This window comes from Luteibacter yeojuensis (genome assembly GCF_011742875.1).
Taxonomy (GTDB): domain Bacteria; phylum Pseudomonadota; class Gammaproteobacteria; order Xanthomonadales; family Rhodanobacteraceae; genus Luteibacter; species Luteibacter yeojuensis.
In genome coordinates, this window is sequence record NZ_JAAQTL010000002.1 from 1 (window position 1) to 16803 (window position 16803).

Sequence of the window (16803 nt, forward strand, 5' to 3'; positions counted from 1 at the left end):
GCTCCGAAACCGCCATGCCTGCCTCAGCCTGCTTGATAAACCCGATGATCTGCTCGGTGGTGAAACGACTCTTCTTCATATCCGTCCTCGTGATTGACGGACTTTACAGCTTCATGTGGTACGGCTCAGTGGGGGCAGGTCAATGCGTGCGAGAAGGCCACTCGAATATTGGTAACGAATGGTGTTTCCGTGCTTATCCTTGAACAAGTAGAGCTTATTCGGCGCGTGACGATCGAACCAATATTCATCGCCGTCGACCGTCGACACGACCCAATGAGCACCCTCCGGCGTGCTGTCGTTGACGAATTGCAGGGTTGCGCCGTAAAAACCCGAGTCTGAGTCCGTGTGACGCCATACCGTTCCAACAAGTGGCCACACTGCCGCGCCCGCCACGAGATCAAAGTAGATCGGTTCACCGCAAGAGAGCACCAGCTTTGGGCGCGAGAAATCCTGCCCTGACAACGTCATAAAGAGCGAGCTTCCAGTACCGAGGCCAAATGGCGAGGTCGGCGTATAAAGACCGTTGATAGATCTGTCGACCTGCAGATTGGCCGTGTCACGCAACTTTAGATCGGTATTCGTTTCGTAGAAAATTCCGGTCTGTAGGTCCACTGGATCGCCATCTTTGACGTTGCAAGGAGGCATCCCATTATCGGGTAAAGGGGGATTTGTCGAAGCACCAGCTCCAAGTGCCCAAACCAACCTCGTGTCTTTGTCGGCAACCAACTGTCCCGCATCCGCGGACACATGTCCCGCGCCATACATCTCCCAGCCTTTCTCAGCTGAGTACACCCAAAAGTCAGCCTTGTCCGCTGACTTTTGTTTGCCGTAGTTCGGATAGACGACTTGTATACCCTTTGCCGCTTCCGGCGTCATGCCCTGCACCACAGCATCACCCGGCTGAATGGTGAAATACATTGGGAAATTATCGGGCAATGGGAATGGTGCGTGGTCCACAGGCGTAGGAACGATAGCAATCTCGTTCAGCACCTTGCCATTCCGATCCTTAAGCACCGCTCCTGCAGGAATACGCAGCTCGAGGCCTGGCATATCCGGATGAGTCAGCACCGTTTCGCGAGTGGTCGGCGACGGGAGAGCGATCTTGTCACGGTCCAGCACCCGTGGCAGGTACATCACATAGGGCATGTGGTTGACCTTCGATGCGGTGACATCGGCCCCTACCACGAAGCGGCCATACTCCACATCTTTGGTTCCCGCCGGACCACCATCGACAAAGAGTTCACGACGCCCGGATCGCAGGTGCGACAGTACGAACACGCCCCGTGCATCTGTGCGAACGGTCTGCCCGTCTACCTGGATAGCCACGTTCGCGACCGGCGTCTCGTCGATTCGGCGCACCTGGCCGATCAGCGCCGTATCGCCTTTCGAAAGGTTTGCTTCGAGCGCGCGGGTATCCGGCAATTCCTGGCGATCGTGGTACAAGCGCCAGTGACCACCCGACGACGTCGCTACATTATCTTGACCGGGATAGAACGCGCCATCTCTCACCAAGCCCTTGTCGCGGCACAGATGGAACGCGTCGGCCGGCTTACAGGCCTTTACCTTTCCCTGGCCGGCCATGACGAATAGGGGAGGTTCCGCGGTAGACGACTCTGGCGTTCCTGGACGGTTGCCTTCGCCCGCCAGCACGACACCATTTCGCGCCGCTTTCGTGGTGAATCCAATCGCGTCATAAGGGACTGATTGCCCCTTTGCCGTATGCAATCCCTGTACGAAAATCGTATAGCGCGCCGATGGATATAGTTCGTCGGGAAGCTGGACGAAAGCCAGTCGGCCGTTCTCGGCACCGACAACGCGGGTCTTCACGACGCCAACCGGTAAACTCGTGGGTATCCGCGTATATCGTCCTGACGTCTGAGGGTGTTTCTGGAAACGCTCTGATAGAAGCGAGATAGCGGCGGCTCTTGGCGCTACCGCTACCCCCTCAATCGCTACTTAGCTTCCGGAGCCGTCCACTCCTTCAACCAAGCATTCACCGTCTCATGCCACTGCACGCTGTTCTGCGGCTTCAGCACCCAGTGGTTCTCGTCCGGGAAGTGCAGGAGCTTACTGGGGATGCCGCGACGCTGCAGCGCAGTAAACGCCCCCAGGCCCTGAGTATCAGGAATGCGGAAGTCCTTCCCGCTGTGAACGATCAGCATCGGCACGCGCCAGTCCTTCACATGGTTGACCGGATTGAAGCGCTCGTAGTTTTCCGGATGGTCGAACTGCGTGCCACCGTTTTCCTTCTCTTCGAACCAGAGCTCTTCCGTGTCGTAGTACATCGCACGCGCGTCGAACACGCCGTCGTGATCGACGAAGCACTTCCACGGCTGGTTCCAGTTGCCGGCCATCCAATAGACCATGTAGCCGCCGTAGCTGGCACCGAGCGCGCAGGCACGATCACCGTCGAGGAACTTGTACTTCGACAGCGCCGCATCCCAGCCGGCCTTCAGGTCGTCCAGCGGTTTGCCGCCCCAGTCGCCCGAGATGGAGTCGGTGAAGGCCTGGCCGTAGCCGGTGGAGCCATGGAAGTTGACGGTCACCACGGCGAAGCCCTGCCCCGCATAGGTCTGCGCGTTCCAGCGGTAGCTCCAGCTGTTGGTCATCGCGCCCTGCGGGCCGCCGTGGATGATGAAGGCCACGGGATAGGTCTTGCCGCGCTTGAAGCCCACCGGCTTGACTACGTAGCCCTGCACGGTTTCGTTGTTCCAGCCCTTGAAGGTAAAGAACTCGAAGTCGCCGGTCTGCGCATTCTTGATGCGCTTCGCGTTGAAGTGGGTGACCTGCTTGAGGCCCTTGCCCTTCAGGTCGGCCGTGTAGAGGTCGGCCGGGCGCTTCAGGTCGTCGCGGGCGAGGAGGAACTTCTTGTCGCCTGCGGAGAACGAAGCCACCGAACCGTCGGTGACGAGCGTGGTGGCCTTGCCGGTCGCCACGTCGATCGCGAACAGCGGATGCTGACCATTATCGTCCGTGGTCGTGTAGAGGGTCTTGCCATCGCGCGAGACCTGGAGGGAGCCCGCGGAACGGTCCCACGACGGTGCCACTTCGCGCTTGTTGCCCGACGCCAGGTCCAACGCCATGATGCCGAAACGATCCGCCTCGGAACCCGGCTCCTTCATGGCCGTGTAATACAGAGTCTTCCCGTCCGGCGACACCAGCGGGTTCGCGTCCCATGCGAGGTTCTCGGCCGTGAGATTCACCGGAACCGCTGAGCCGTCGGCCGGCACACTATAGATATCGAAGTTGGTCGACCAGGGCTCCGTCTTACCGGCGATGCGTACATCGAAGTAGACCGTCTTGCCGTCCGGCGAGAACGAGAATTCGTCGTCGCCGCCGAACGGCTTGCTCGGGACATCGCCGTCGATGTCGCGGCTCAGCAGCACAGGCTGCGAGGGCGCGCTGGCATCGGCGATGTACAGCTGCGAGCGGCGGCCGTCGGCCCAGGTGTCCCAGTGGCGGACGAACAGCTTGTCGTAGACGGTGCCGGTGGACTTGTCTTTCTCGCGTCCGTCCAGGCGCTCCTTGGTACAGGCCAGGTCGGCGCAATCGGTAAACACGTCGTAGCTGAGGAGCAGCTTCGAGCCGTCCGGCGAGAGCTTGAAGGCGTTGACATCGAGGGGGCCTGCGGTCACCGCCTCTCCCGTACGGACGCTCAGCGAAAGACTCTTAGCCGATGCGTCGGCGTCGAAGGCGCGATGCCAGACCTGGGTCGTGCCGTCCTTCGCCGCGGTGTAGTAGATGGACTTGCCGTCGGGAGCCCAACGCGGGGAGGAGCCCTTCTCCACCACCATCACCGGCTGCGGCGGCTTGTTGAGATCGACCATGTAAAGCGAGGTGACGCCCTTGTTCGCCGCATAGTCGGTGGCCCTGACCGAGAACAGCGCATAACGGCCGTCCGGCGAAAGCTGCGGGTCGCTCACGCGGTCCATCATGACCAGGTCGCGGATGGAGAAAGGATGCGGGGTGGCACTGTCGGCATCCGCGGCCATAACGGGGCCGGCGGCCAGCGCGAGGGCCAGCGCGGCGAAAAGAGGCTTCATCGATGGGACTCCCTTGGTGTGTCTGCCCGGGCACGGTACGGGGCGGCTGGCGTGGGTGCAAGCGTCGTCAACCGTGAGACCCGGGCCGGCATGGGCTAAGCTCGCGGGCTCGCCGGCCGGATGGGCCGGCATCGGGGGAAACCTTTGTCCGGCACCGATTCCTTTTCGACGACCCGTGGGCGAACGCTGGTGCTCGCGGCTATCGTTCTTGCCGCTTTCGTCATGCGTTACAGCTATGTGCGCATCGCCGTGGTCGACAGCCCCTTGCGTGGCGATGCGTGGCAGTACTTCTGTTACGCATGGAACCTTCTCAAGCACGGCACCTTTTCGCTGGCTCGGCCGATGGCCGAGAACGTCGTACCGGACAGCTTCCGGGATCCCGGGTATCCGACCCTGCTCGCCATCCTGATGGCCGTCCGGGGTACCGGTCGCGAGGTTTACGACACGCTTCTGCTGACCCAATGCCTGCTTGGCGCCGCAAGCGTGGGCTTCGTCACCTCCCTGGCGTGCCGATGGATGGGATTTGGCGCGGCGTGCGCTGCGGGCGTTCTTGGGGCGTTTTGGCCGCATCTCGTCGGCTTTGCGGGTTACGTCCTCAGCGAAACCCTGCTGGGATTCCTGATCATGCTGGCGATATGGCTGCTGGATACCGCATTGCGTCGCGAATCCCGGGCCATGGCTATCGGAGCCGGACTGGGGTTCGCCGGAGCCGCGCTGACGAATGCCGTGCTGTTGCCCATGGCACCGCTACTGGCCATCGTCATGGTGCGGCGGGATGCACCCAGACGCACCTTCTGGGTAGCCCTCCTGCTGGCCGCCGCACTGCCTTCGGGCGCCTGGATGGTTCGAAATCTCACCCTACCCGCGGAAAACAGCGCCGGCGGAAGGGCCTCGATCAACTTCGTACAAGGCTCCTGGCCTGAATACCACACAGCGGCATTCCGGGCGATCCAGCTGGGCGATCCGGCAGCGAAGGCGGTGATGGATGAGATCGATCGGGAAACGCATGCAATGCAGGCTAGCCCTAGAGAGGGCTGGTCGCTCATGTCGCAGCGCATGGCCGCCGATCCCCTGCGCTATGCGCGCTGGTATGCGAGCAAACCCGCCCTGCTCTGGGGCTGGGACGTCGCCGTGGGTCAGGGCGATATCTACGTCTTTCCCACCTTCCACTCCCTCTTCGAGGACAACGCCGTCTTTCATGCCTGGGCTGGCATCTGTTTCCTGCTGAACCCGCTGATTGCCCTGTTGGCGCTGATTGGCACCATCCATGCCTTGCTCTCGAACAAGGCTCCTTTGGCGCTTCGATGGGCCGCCGCCATCGTCGCCATGGCCACGGCGGTGTTCTGCCTGCTCCAGGCGGAACCACGCTACGCGGTACCCTACCGGGGGCTCGAATTTCTGCTAGCAGCATGGGGAATAGCGGTACTCGGCCACCTCCTGGCAACCCGCTGGCGCCGCATATCCGCTTGAATTGTCGAAAAATTACCTGCCCATTCGCGTCACATAGTGACGCTCTTTGTCACTATCAGGCAGGCGTTCGTGACGCGCTAGGCAATACCGGAAAGACGTCTATTGTGTAACCGCCGTGGGTATGGAAAATCGTCTCGCCTGCTATTCGGGGCGAGCCGCCGCAGACCGTGGCATGTAACGTGCTTCATTAAGCGGTGAGCTTCCTGGTCGTTTTCCTCAGCGATTTGGCGAGGGGGAGCCGGGCCAGCCTAGGGGTCCGGTGCTAGGGCTCAGGGGGCGTCAAACACTACGGTTAGCTAACCACATTGAGGAACTGTTCCATGAAGACCATGCAGAAGGGCTTTACGCTCATCGAACTGATGATCGTCGTCGCGATCATCGCCATCCTGGCCGCCATCGCGATTCCGCAGTACCAGGATTACACCAAGCGCGCCAAGGTCTCGGAAGGCCTCGTGCTGGCCGACGCTGCCAAGCTGGCGGTTTCGGAGACGTATCAGGCTAAGGGTGATTGGCCGGATACCTCCGCTGCGGCCGGCTACCAGACCGCGACCAGCACCTACGTCACGAGCGTCGAAGTTACGAATCAGGGCGTGATCAAGGTGACCTACAGCAACAATATCAAGGATCCGAACATCGACGGCAAGACGATCATCCTGACGCCGACCGCGACGAAGGGCTCGGTCCAGTGGGATTGCAACGGCGCTGCTGGCCTCGGCGGCACTGCCGGCACCATCGGTTCGAAGTTCGTCCCGGCGAACTGCCGCGCCTAATTGACGTTCCGCCACACGTCGCTCGGGCCAACGGGCCCGGGCGACCCGGGAAGGCTCCCTCGGGAGCCTTCTTTTTATCCCGCACGATGCCTACAGGGGGCATGTACTATGGCCAGGGCAACGAAGGGCTTCACCCTCATCGAATTGATGATAGTCGTGGCGATCATCGCGATCCTCGCGGCAATCGCCATTCCGCAATACCAAGACTATACGAAACGCGCAAAGGTATCCGAAGGTCTGGTATTGGCAGATGCGGCGAAATACGCCGTCGCCGAGACCTATGGCTCGAGAGGGTCGTTTCCGGGCACGTCCGTGGAAGCGGGCTACCAGACCGCGTCGAGCACCTACGTTAGCCAGGTCACCGTTACTGGTAACGGCGTCATCGAGGTGACCTATCGGAATATCGACGCCGTCAACATCGACGGAAAAACGTTTACGCTGACGCCCACAGCTGCAGGTGGCATTATCACGTGGAGCTGTAATGGCGCGGCGGGATTCGGTACGCCCGGCAATCTCACAGCAAAGTATCTTCCAGGCACCTGTCGTAGTTGATACAACGACTTCGACGTGCCAGCCACGTCGGAGTACGCTTGTACACGCACAACACACCCATAGCCGCTTTTCAGCGCACCTTTCCCTGGTTGGCCGTAGTCGCGGTCCTCGCGCTGACCATTGTCATCTACACTCCTGGGCTGCACGGCCCGTTCCTTCTTGATGATATAGGCAATCTGGAGCCGTTGAAGCGCTGGGCTGACGGTTACCTGGGTTGGCAAGGAGTCGTATTCGACAACCGGTCCGGGCCGGGCGGCAGACCACTGAGCATGCTGACGTTTCTGGCTAACGGCTGGCTGGATCCGCATCTCCACACGTTTGGCTTCAAGGCGGTAAACCTAGGCATACACATCGCCACGGGGGTGATAGCTTTCGCCCTGGCTTCACTCATCTTTCTGCGTTCAGGCATCGATCGATCTCGCGCTCGCTGGTTGGCAGCCTTCGCAGCAGTCACATGGCTATGGCTACCGATGCAGGTAAGCACGGTGCTCTACGTCATTCAGCGCATGGCCCAACTGGCTACGTTGTTAATGTTTGTGGCCCTCACTCTTTACTTGAGTGTCCGACCCGCCATTGAACGCGGCTCTCGCGCCGCCACTCTTGCACTGTGGTTCGGCCTGCCAGTACTGACGTTGTTGGCAGCTTCTGCCAAAGAAACAGGCTTGCTCGCCCTTCCCTTGGCAGCGGTACTCGAGTACACGCTGTTTGACCGCGCCACCCGCCCTCGCCAGGTCACAGCGTTTTTTGGCCTGACCGTAGCACTACCCGTATGCTTTGGACTCTTGTTCATTGCTGTCCGGCCCCAGTGGATTCTACGCGGCTATTTCGGTCGCGACTTCACGCTTGATCAGAGATTGATGACCGAACCGCGCGTCTTGTGGAGTTATCTTCAGACGACGTTCTTCCCGGTCGGTTCGCACATGGGGCTATTCCACGACACCTACCCCATTTCTACATCGCCATGGAAACCATGGACCACGGTCCTTGCCGCATTCGCCTGGCTCACGATCTGCACCGCAGCTATCGTGTGGCGCCGCCGGATGCCTCTCTTTGCGCTCGGAGTGGCTGGATATCTGGTCGCACATTCGTTGGAAGCCGGTCCGATCAGCCTCGAGCTGTATTTCGAACATCGCAATTACGGAGCCGCGCTCTTCGCCCTCATCGCCGTGGTCGGACTTGTTCGAGGCATGCTTGAAGTTAGCGGGGCGAGACAGCGGGTACGATGGATAGTGATCGCCAGCGCATTCGCCTGTGTCGCGATCTTTGCCATGGGTACATGGAGCCAGGCCAGCGGCTGGAAAGACGAAGATACCTTCTATGCAACCCAGTACGGCTACAACCCCGACTCACCGCGCTTGCTTTCCAATCTGACAGGTCGCGCGATGTTGGCGCACGACCTGCCTAGCGCGCTCTGGTTCATCGAGAAGAGTGAGTCCAACAGCCCAGATTCCGAACGTGTCACATCGACCATATGGCGCTTCCTTGCCTATTGCGAAGTTGGCGGCGCGCCAGCTCCCGACAATCTATACGAAGAGTTCGGCGATCGCGCCCGGGGACGGGTGACAACGTACTCCATGGTGGGCTGGGAACTGCTCGCCAGACGCCTAAGCGAGGGCTGCAAAGGCCTGGACAGCGGTCGCTTGACAACAATCGCCATGCGCTGGCTGAATGACGCCCCTCAACCAGCAAGCGCACAGCCCATCTGGCGAACGCGCTTCAACACGGGCCGCATGCTGGCCGAATCGGGCGACATCGAGAACGCGCGTGCGATCGTGCGCCGCGCATGGATCGATAGCGATCACAACAACGGCATTGGTGTGACGCTGTTTCAGTTGGATGCCTCATTGGGTGACATCGAGAGCTGTCGTGACGTCCTCACTTACCTCTCTCGCTCGGAAGGCGGCTCGGATCTGAGGCTCACCGAGGCAATCCGGACATTTCGCAAAGCCATCGACTCAGGTGAGATCGGAGGCCCGGCGCGATGACCGCGTCCGCTAATCGAGGTTCGTACGTCTGGAGCGCCCTCGTTCTGGTCATCCTCACCGCTGTCACGACCGCGATCTATGCCCCTGGCTTGAAGGGGGGGTTCCTTTTCGACGATTACCCAAACATCGTCGACAACCCGGCTGTCCAGCCCAAAGAGGCCTCTCTCGCAAGCCTTGTTGCCGCCGCATTCTCGTCACCGTCCAGCGAACTCAAGCGTCCGCTGGCGTCACTGACCTTCGCTGCCAACTTCCTGATGACGGGCATGGATGCCGGTGCGATGAAGCTGACGAATCTGGTAATTCATCTTGCGAATGGCATGTTGCTTTTCGCCCTATTGAGAGTCCTCCTCTCTGCGAGCGGCCTCGCCTTTGTGGAGTCTCGGCTGAGATGGCTTGCAGCGGCCATGACCTTGGCGTGGCTCCTGCTTCCAATAAACCTCACCTCGGTCCTCTATGTCGTGCAACGCATGGAGGCCCTTGCCAATCTGTTCGTCTTGCTCGGACTGCTGGGCTACGCAAGCGTACGAACGGGAACATCAAGTGGATGGCATCACATCGCGAAAGCAATCGCCTGGATTGCCCTACCTGCCATGGTGGGAGTGCTGGCGAAGGAGACCGCAATCCTCCTTCCTCTCTATGCCGCCCTTCTCGAAGCGATAGTCTTTCGCTTCCGGTGGCGTGACGGAACCATAGCCCGGAGCCTCGGGTGGGCTTTCGCCTGCTTGCTCGTTCCACCCCTCCTGATTGCAGCTGCCTGGCTTGGTCCCCAGGTTTTGAACCCTCTCACCTGGACCACCCGGGATTTTACGCTTGCTACCCGCCTGCTCAGTGAGCCCCGTATTCTTGTCGACTACCTGCATTGGACCGTGTTTCCGACCGAGAGAGGGCTCTCGTTCTACCACGACGATTTCGTGCAAAGCACCGGGTGGTTCACGCCGTGGACCACGGTCCCATCAATGGCGTTCCTCGCGCTTCTCGCCTCGAGCGGATGGATCCTGCGACACAAGCGTCCAATCTTCGCATTGGGCATAGCCTGGTTCTTTGCCTGCCATACCTTGACGGGAACCGTGCTTCCTCTCGAGTTGGTGTATGAGCATCGGAACTACTTCGCCAGCATCGGTGTGGTGATGGCGGTGACGGATATCTTCCTATGGGCTTTCAAGTCGATCCCACCGCATATGCGGAAGCGCCGCTACGCGGTTGTCCTCGCATCGTTCGTCGCGGCGACTTGGTCGGCTTACATTACCGCATCTACCTCGGCAGCCTGGTCAACCTCCCTTGGACTCGCCGAGGAACTCGCGGCACGTGGACCGGAGTCACCACGCGCTCAGTACGAACTTGGCCGTGCCTACATCATCGCATCGCACTACGATCGGAATTCCATCTACACCAGGCTGGCCTATGAGCCACTTGAATACGCGGCCAGCCTTCCCGCCTCATCCATACTGCCCCAGCAAGCGCTCATCTTCATGAATTCCCGGATGAATCTTCCGGTGAAGGATGAGTGGTGGGCCAGCATGGTCCAGAAGCTGGAGGCGCGTCCTGCCACTGTGCAAGACGAAAGTTCCCTCGATTCGCTCTCGGTTTGTCTCAGGCAATCGTTATGCAAGTTCCCATCGGATCGCCTTTCGGCGGCGTTTTCCGCGGCCCTGTCGCATGAGCGACGGAGCGCCAGGCTACTGGCGATGTATGCGACATTCGCCTGGCAGACCTTGCAAGACACCGATCTCGCCATGCATACCCAGCGAGAGGCAGTAGCTACCGCACCCGACGAAGCTGCCTATCGAGTAAGTCTTGCGAGATACGCCCTTCAGGTCCACGACGACACCGAATTGAAAAAGCAGATCGACTGCTTGGAATCCATGAACATAGGAGGGCGTCTCGACGCCGAACTGGGCCCACTAAAAGCGGAGCGGGACAGCATGAGCGAGCCACCCGCATCCTCCAGCGAGCCGTGACGCAGGGATGTATCGTCGACTCCTGACAAGCAGCGCAAACACCACTGCCGTCCTCGGCTTGCGCATCCTGAGCCAGGGCATTGTCCTGCTCGTGCTTGCCCGCGCCTTGGGATCCGGCAATTACGGCGCCCTTGCGGCCCTGTCGTCGTTGGCGGTGGTCCTCGGCGTATTGCCGAACTTCGGCGCGGGCTTCGTATTGCTTCGCCGATCGCACGATCGTTCCGCCTGGAAAGAGGTACTCGACTATTCCGTTCCCACCACATTAGCCATCGGAGTTGTCCTTGCCGCCATCTATACGGTAGTAGCCCCGTGGCTGACCGGAACGAGCGTATCGAGTTTTGTCGTCGCCTGCATCGGCGTCGCGGAGCTCTTGATCGCTCCGTTAGCCATGCTGGCAACCTATACGCTCCATGCGGACGACCGGGTTCCGACGGGGCAGTTCGTGCAGTGGCTGCCGGCGGGAATGAAGGTAGTTGCAGCACTCATGGCCTGGCTTGCTCCCGCCCCGCACCGACTTGTCGTCTATGCCACGACGCAGCTGTTCTTCGCGGCGATCGGACTCTACATAGGCTGGCGCATCACTTCACGCACGCACCCGATACAGTTACGCCCTCGCGCTCCCACCCGCTCCGAACTTCGAGATGGTGCAGCTTATGTACCTATGCACCTGGTCTCGGCTAACCCATCGGAAATCGACAAGATCGCCGGCGTTCAGGCACTCGGGACCGAGGCAGGCGTTTACGCAGCGGCAACCCGTCTTATGGCTGCCGCGGTCACGCCGGTGATGGCTGTACTCCTTACCCTTCAGCCCCGGCTCTTCCGTGCCGGTGTCGAGTCCCGGGCGAGTCGGCGGCATCTGATTCGCGTGACCGCAGCAGCCGCATTCGCTTGTGGAATAGTGGCCGCTGCATGCGTAGCCGCCATTTCAGGCGCGATCGTGTCGATACTCGGCCCGAGCTTCGAATCCATTCGCCAGACTCTCTTCTGGGTAACACCTGTCGCTCCAATTCTCGCGCTCCGGCAGGCCGCCGGCACTGTCCTCATGGCGGAAGGCCATCCGATGGTGCGCCTCGCGTTCGAACTAACAGGCACGCTAGTGCTGCTCCTGGGATTGGTGGTGCTTGGACGCCTCTACGGGCTTCCCGGAGCCAGTGCGGGACTGTTCATCGCGGAAACGGTCATGGCTGTCGTAGGATGGCTTGCCATCCTGTTCCTACCTCGCCGCGACTAATGGCACGAGCCTGGCGGATACCCGAGGCAAGGCCTCGCCAAGGAACAAGACTCTTTGATCGCACGCTGCGAATGACGGCCCGAACAACCAAGTACGCACCACGGGATGCATGAAGTAAGCACCGGTCAATCGAGCCCTTCGCCAGGCGATCCGCTAGAAGCCAATGCGCCGCCGCCATCTGAGTCTCGTAGAACATCGATCCCTTGCCGCTGCTCGCTCCCACTTCATGATCGACCTGGGGCTTCTCCGTCAGCTTGATAGACCAACGCTTGGTTACGCATAGGCGCCAACCAAGATCGACGTCCTCGCCATACATGAAGAAGGCCTCGTCGAACAACGGGGCGTGAGAAATGGAGGGAGGCAGGAGCAGGCAGGCGCCACTGGCGAACGGAAAGGCACCGGGAAACGGACGCTTGGTCTGAATACCGAGCCATCGATGGCTATACCGGAATTCCACGACATCCCCAGAATGATCGATAACGGGCGCCACAATCGTGCCGGCATCCGCCAAGGCGCTCATCGCCGCCAACGCCCCTTTCCTCAGCGTCGCATCGTTATTTATTAGCAGAGCGCTCGCGCCAGCCCATCGGTTCTGCATGATCGAAAGAGCGGCATTCATGCCGGCGGCGAAGCCAAGATTCTGCTCACTGACGAAAAGCTCGACACGATCGTCAATCGATGCCGAGATAGAGCTCGCTGACGCGCCATGATCGGCGGAGTTGTCCCAGAGGACAACGCCGTCCACTCCCTCGTCGAGAAGCGACCTCACACACCGAAGGCTTCGTGTCGCATCGCGATAGTTGAGCAGAATGCCGATAATCTGGGGTTTGCTTACCTTCACAACGGCTTTCTCGCAACGAGAATGAGTTCCTCGCCACCCTCGGTATCGAACGTAGCGCACATATCGATCCATCGCGGACTCGGTCGACCGGCGACGCCCACATTGTGCTGAGACGCATACCGCCTCGACTCTTCGATGACGAAGTGCGATCCACGCCCCCTTGGCCGCAAGCGTGCCTGCTCGAATCCGGCATCTGTCACCGCCGCAAGCAGTGCGCTGGGGGAGAAAACGAGACAGTGCCTAGGTGCCTCGAGGCCGCGCCAATACCTGCCGAACGCCTTACGTCCCGGACTGGACGCGTTAGGTGTCGCCAGCCAGAGCAGCCCCCCGGGAGAAAGCGCCTTGTAGATGCGCGCAAGAAAATCGAGTGGATCTGGAACGTGCTCAATTACGTTGGATGACGTTATGACATCAAAGCGCGAGGATTTGTCGATGGCTCTGAGATCGGTTGCCAGAACATGTACGCCAGCTTGGGAGGCTCTGGCCGCAGCCGCCTCGTCGGGCTCTACACCAGCAACCTGCCAGCCTGCAGCTTTCGCCCGAAGAAGAAATACACCATTGCCGCAACCGACGTCCAGGACGGTACCGGGACGACGAGGAAGTTCGCGATAGAAAAAATCCAGCTGCCTCCTCAAGGGGGCATATAGCGGAATAACCCAGCGCCCTACCGAGTTGACCGGCTGTCGATCGGCGCCGTAACGATGGGCCAGATACCCATTCACCATCGACCACGCCACGCCAGTCCCATTATCTGCCGCATAACTCTCGGTTGCCGACCCGTGCGTGTAGTAGCTCGAATAAGCGCGCGACATAGCATGCGGCGCCGGACGGGGGTTGAGTACGAGGCTCGCGCAAGACGGACACGTCTCAAACCCCCAGGTGCCGGGAACGCCCTCCCAGAAGTCCTCGACTCCGTCTATCGAGGCATGACCAGCCAACTCCCCCAAACAAGCCGGGCACTGACTGGGGATCAACAGATCTTCGGCGGACCACACGTTCGCAGCATGCGACATCAGGCTCGTCCTCCCAGCACCTCACCGTAGAGCGAAAGATACGCCGAGACTCCCTGGTCTTCCGTAAAACACGATAATGCCCGCTCCCTCCCCGCGCGCCCCATGGTCGCGCGCAAGTCCGGGTCGGCCAGAGCGCGAATACTCTTCGCCAGACCATCGATATCGTCACGCGGAACCAGCAGTGCCGTCTCTCCATTGGCACACACTTCCGCCGTCCCCGTGGTATCGAATCCAATCACGGGAAGTCCGCAGGACATGGCTTCGAGCGCCACGAACCCAAATGCCTCGTAACGTGTTGGAACAAGCACGGTATCGACGGATGCATATATTTCCAGCATTCGCTCCGGGGGAACGCTTTGCAGCACACGAATATTCTTATGTCGTACCCAGTCGCTGGGAAAGGCACGACGCAAGCCTCCCACACAGTGGACTTCCACCTCATCGCCTAACATAGACGAAAGAACCGGGATGACATCGGCTCCTTTCCATCGAGATGGGTTGCCGACAAACAGAACACGGAGGGGGCCATCGCCATCGCGAACGAATCCTTCGCGAGGACGAAATACCTGCGTGTCCACCCAGTTGTGGATGACGCGAACCGGCCGTCGAATATCTGCTTCAATGGCGTCGGCGACATGCCGACTGACCGAGACGATGCGATCGGCGCGCCGCAATGAGCGAGTCACCATTGGGGCCAGGACGATGTCGTGATAGAGCGACTGCAAGCGACCGCGCCATGGCATAAATTCGGGGTGGCGTATGAACTGGTGCTCCGTCACCACGCATGGAATACCGCGCCCCGCAAAGGCATGCGCCAATACTGAACTCGCATGCACTATGTCGACATCCGGCGGAATCCTAGCCGCACGAAGCGACCAAGTCGCAAACTCCCACTGGTGTGCAAACCAGTGCACGTCAGCTTCATGGCCTGCCCTTCGTAGTCCGGTCGCAAGACGGTTCGTGAATACGTCGGCGCCGCTACCAGCGCGGATCGCGGGCAACCAGATGCGGAGCGGCCTACCGTTCAACGTCACGCTTCCCGCCGCAACAGGCAGACGTGAGTCGGCGCCAGCGGATTCAGCCATTCAAGCCAACGATCGGGCAAGCGCGCCAGTCGAGCGAGGAGGCCGCCTGGGTGCTCCAATTCGACCAACGTGCGAAAGGCCCGGAGTGAGATATTCTCGCAGAGCAAGCCCGCCTTTCTGGCTAGATCCTCGAGTTCGTGCAGCTGCAAAGGCTCGCAGTCGTAATAACTGCCCTTCTTCGCCAGCCGCAGATAAGGGGATCGCCAAGCCCGGGGAAGCCAGCTGAGAAATGGCAACCCATAATGCGGTTCGACAAGCATCCATCGGCTAGGCACCGCTAGATACGCGCACCCGTCCGCCTTTAGAACGCGGCCAATCTCCATGAGGTGGTGAAGCTGATCCGCACGATCGCCGACATGCTCGATCACGTGATTGGAAATCACGGCGTCGAACTCCGCTTCGGTAAAAGGAAGCGAGGTAGAGGACACCACGGTGAAGCCGTAGCCCTCCATGACCTGTCGCTGATCCTTTACGTCGACCGCCTCTACCGTGCGCGGCGCGTCCGTATGCATCGCAAAGTAATGCGCGATGCCGCCCGCCCCCGTCCCCACTTCCAGTATTTTTTGGTGACATGAAGGAAGGTCGAGCAAACGCTCGATCTTGCGGGCCTTCGCTGCGCGAGTGCCAAGATCCAGGGTTGCGTGACCTTCCCTTTCGACACCAGTATTCACTTCCGCGTTTCCTCAAGGCGAGCCGACAGGAGCAACCTCGCATATCGCGCGGCTACGAGGTCCCAATCGAAGCGCTCCATAAGTTGCGCATGATCCGGCTTCGAGGCGTCCGACATTTCTTCTGACAGAGAAGCGACGAGTCCGTCTGCCAGCACACGTGGATCTTCCGGTACCACGACGCGCATTCCAGGCATACCTGCAGCAACATCTCGAATGGCGGGAATGTCCGACGTCACGACCGGGCAGCCGCAGCCCAGGGCTTCGACGAGAACCAGGCCAAGTCCTTCCTGATCCCCCGACGATGCTGCCCGAAAAGGCGCGGCGAATACGCTCGCGGCCCGGTAGTAATCGACAAGATTGATCTGTGGGGCGGCGCCTACGAAGGTCACGACACCGCCAAGTCCAAGCTCGGCACATTCGGATTTCAGCGATTCTTCAAGGGGACCGAAGCCAACTATCGTCAAGGTAGCGGAAGGTATCCGGGCGAGCACCATAGGCATTGCGCGAAGCAACACCTCTACCCCCTTCTTCTCCACCAATCTGCCGACGAATAGAATCTTCCCTGACTCACGCAAAGCGCCAACTTTAGGAACGAAGCGCTCGCGGAGGTCCACGCCCATAGGGGAAACAGCGATCTTACTGCCGTCGAGCAGCTTCGCGGCTTCACCCAGCATGGCGTGGCTTACCACGGTCATGGATCGAGCGCGCTTCAGCACGAAGCGCTTCAGCGCCATCGGAAACTTGCTGCGCAGGGCAAACAGATCGGCCCCATGAGACGTGACGACAAACGGAGCACGAAGCATGCGCGCAACGAATCCAGGTGTGAGAATCCAATGCGCATGGACTACTACGTCGCCTTCTAGCTCGCGCCGGGCGGCCAGCCATTGCATGGCGACGAAGCCGGGAACGAGCAACCATTTCCACGGTGCGCGCCGCAGGTTAGTGACTATGCCCCCATCGTTGACCAGGGTCTCCAGACCGTCCCAGCCATATCGATAGCGTTCCACGCGGACCCCATCGAGCACCTCCCGGCGTTTTGCGCCTGCGGCATGAGGGCAGATGACCACGACCTCGAACCACTGCGTCAGGCGGCGCGACAGCTCATGCACGAATGATGGCTCGTGATCGTGCTGCCAGCGCGGGTAGGTCGATGCGAGCACGACGAGCCTTGGGAGGCCACCGCC

Annotated in this window: 14 protein-coding genes; 6 read left to right on the forward strand and 8 right to left on the reverse strand. The window is 60.3% G+C overall.

Annotated features, from left to right (window positions below):
* The 3 genes from HBF32_RS19740 to HBF32_RS14875 all read right to left on the reverse strand — a co-directional run.
* The coding region (locus HBF32_RS19740) for a transposase (protein WP_425482251.1) at positions 1-79 on the reverse strand (79 nt) is incomplete at its 3' end.
* A 32-nt stretch (positions 80-111) separates the two neighbouring features.
* On the reverse strand, positions 112-1827 hold the full coding sequence (locus HBF32_RS14870; RefSeq protein WP_166700576.1) for a DUF6531 domain-containing protein: 1716 nt from the start codon (positions 1825-1827) through the stop codon (positions 112-114).
* Between the two features lie 125 nt (positions 1828-1952).
* Positions 1953-4043: an alpha/beta hydrolase family protein gene (locus HBF32_RS14875; protein WP_166700577.1), complete on the reverse strand. Its 2091-nt coding sequence runs from the start codon at positions 4041-4043 to the stop codon at positions 1953-1955.
* Positions 4044-4187: 144 nt separating this feature from the next.
* Between HBF32_RS14875 and HBF32_RS14880 the strand changes: the two genes are divergently transcribed.
* The 6 genes from HBF32_RS14880 (at position 4188) to HBF32_RS14905 (ending at position 12009) form a co-directional block, all read left to right on the forward strand.
* Complete coding sequence (locus HBF32_RS14880) at positions 4188-5513, forward strand: glycosyltransferase family 39 protein (protein WP_166700578.1); 1326 nt, start codon at positions 4188-4190, stop codon at positions 5511-5513.
* Positions 5514-5833: 320 nt separating this feature from the next.
* On the forward strand, positions 5834-6283 hold the full coding sequence (locus HBF32_RS14885) for a pilin (protein ID WP_166700579.1): 450 nt from the start codon (positions 5834-5836) through the stop codon (positions 6281-6283).
* 108 nt (positions 6284-6391) lie between these two features.
* Positions 6392-6835, forward strand: a complete 444-nt coding sequence (locus HBF32_RS14890; protein ID WP_166700580.1) for a pilin — start codon at positions 6392-6394, stop codon at positions 6833-6835.
* Positions 6836-6873: 38 nt separating this feature from the next.
* The gene (locus HBF32_RS14895; RefSeq protein WP_166700581.1) at positions 6874-8820 is read left to right on the forward strand and encodes a hypothetical protein; all 1947 of its coding nucleotides are present in this window, start codon (positions 6874-6876) and stop codon (positions 8818-8820) included.
* The gene (locus HBF32_RS14900; protein ID WP_240148008.1) at positions 8817-10778 is read left to right on the forward strand and encodes a hypothetical protein; all 1962 of its coding nucleotides are present in this window, start codon (positions 8817-8819) and stop codon (positions 10776-10778) included. The genes HBF32_RS14895 and HBF32_RS14900 overlap by 4 nt, the downstream gene beginning before the upstream one ends.
* A gap of 7 nt (positions 10779-10785) precedes the next feature.
* Positions 10786-12009 carry a lipopolysaccharide biosynthesis protein gene (locus tag HBF32_RS14905; RefSeq protein ID WP_166700582.1) on the forward strand — a complete coding sequence of 408 codons (1224 nt, stop codon included), beginning with the start codon at positions 10786-10788 and terminating at the stop codon, positions 12007-12009.
* Here the strand turns inward: HBF32_RS14905 and HBF32_RS14910 are convergent.
* The 5 genes from HBF32_RS14910 to HBF32_RS14930 all read right to left on the reverse strand — a co-directional run bounded on the left by HBF32_RS14910 (position 11957) and on the right by HBF32_RS14930 (position 16779).
* Complete coding sequence (locus HBF32_RS14910) at positions 11957-12850, reverse strand: glycosyltransferase (protein ID WP_166700583.1); 894 nt, start codon at positions 12848-12850, stop codon at positions 11957-11959. The genes HBF32_RS14905 and HBF32_RS14910 overlap by 53 nt on opposite strands.
* On the reverse strand, positions 12847-13662 hold the full coding sequence (locus HBF32_RS14915; protein ID WP_166700584.1) for a class I SAM-dependent methyltransferase: 816 nt from the start codon (positions 13660-13662) through the stop codon (positions 12847-12849). The genes HBF32_RS14910 and HBF32_RS14915 overlap by 4 nt, the downstream gene beginning before the upstream one ends.
* 200 nt (positions 13663-13862) lie before the next feature.
* Positions 13863-14948: a glycosyltransferase family 4 protein gene (locus tag HBF32_RS14920; RefSeq protein WP_240148010.1), complete on the reverse strand. Its 1086-nt coding sequence runs from the start codon at positions 14946-14948 to the stop codon at positions 13863-13865.
* Complete coding sequence (locus HBF32_RS14925; RefSeq protein ID WP_166700586.1) at positions 14894-15619, reverse strand: methyltransferase domain-containing protein; 726 nt, start codon at positions 15617-15619, stop codon at positions 14894-14896. Before HBF32_RS14925 ends, HBF32_RS14920 begins: the two co-directional genes overlap by 55 nt.
* On the reverse strand, positions 15616-16779 hold the full coding sequence (locus HBF32_RS14930; RefSeq protein WP_338039806.1) for a glycosyltransferase: 1164 nt from the start codon (positions 16777-16779) through the stop codon (positions 15616-15618). Before HBF32_RS14930 ends, HBF32_RS14925 begins: the two co-directional genes overlap by 4 nt.
* Positions 16780-16803: the final 24 nt, after the last annotated feature.

Coding starts and splice junctions, on each gene's coding strand:
- HBF32_RS14875 (WP_166700577.1), bottom strand. CDS start 4,043: ATGAAGCCTCTTTTCGCCGCGCTGGCCCTCGCGCTGGCCGCCGGCCCC.
- HBF32_RS14885 (WP_166700579.1), top strand. CDS start 5,834: ATGAAGACCATGCAGAAGGGCTTTACGCTCATCGAACTGATGATCGTC.
- HBF32_RS14890 (WP_166700580.1), top strand. CDS start 6,392: ATGGCCAGGGCAACGAAGGGCTTCACCCTCATCGAATTGATGATAGTC.
- HBF32_RS14900 (WP_240148008.1), top strand. CDS start 8,817: ATGACCGCGTCCGCTAATCGAGGTTCGTACGTCTGGAGCGCCCTCGTT.
- HBF32_RS14905 (WP_166700582.1), top strand. CDS start 10,786: ATGTATCGTCGACTCCTGACAAGCAGCGCAAACACCACTGCCGTCCTC.
- HBF32_RS14915 (WP_166700584.1), bottom strand. CDS start 13,662: ATGTCGCGCGCTTATTCGAGCTACTACACGCACGGGTCGGCAACCGAG.
- HBF32_RS14920 (WP_240148010.1), bottom strand. CDS start 14,948: ATGGCTGAATCCGCTGGCGCCGACTCACGTCTGCCTGTTGCGGCGGGA.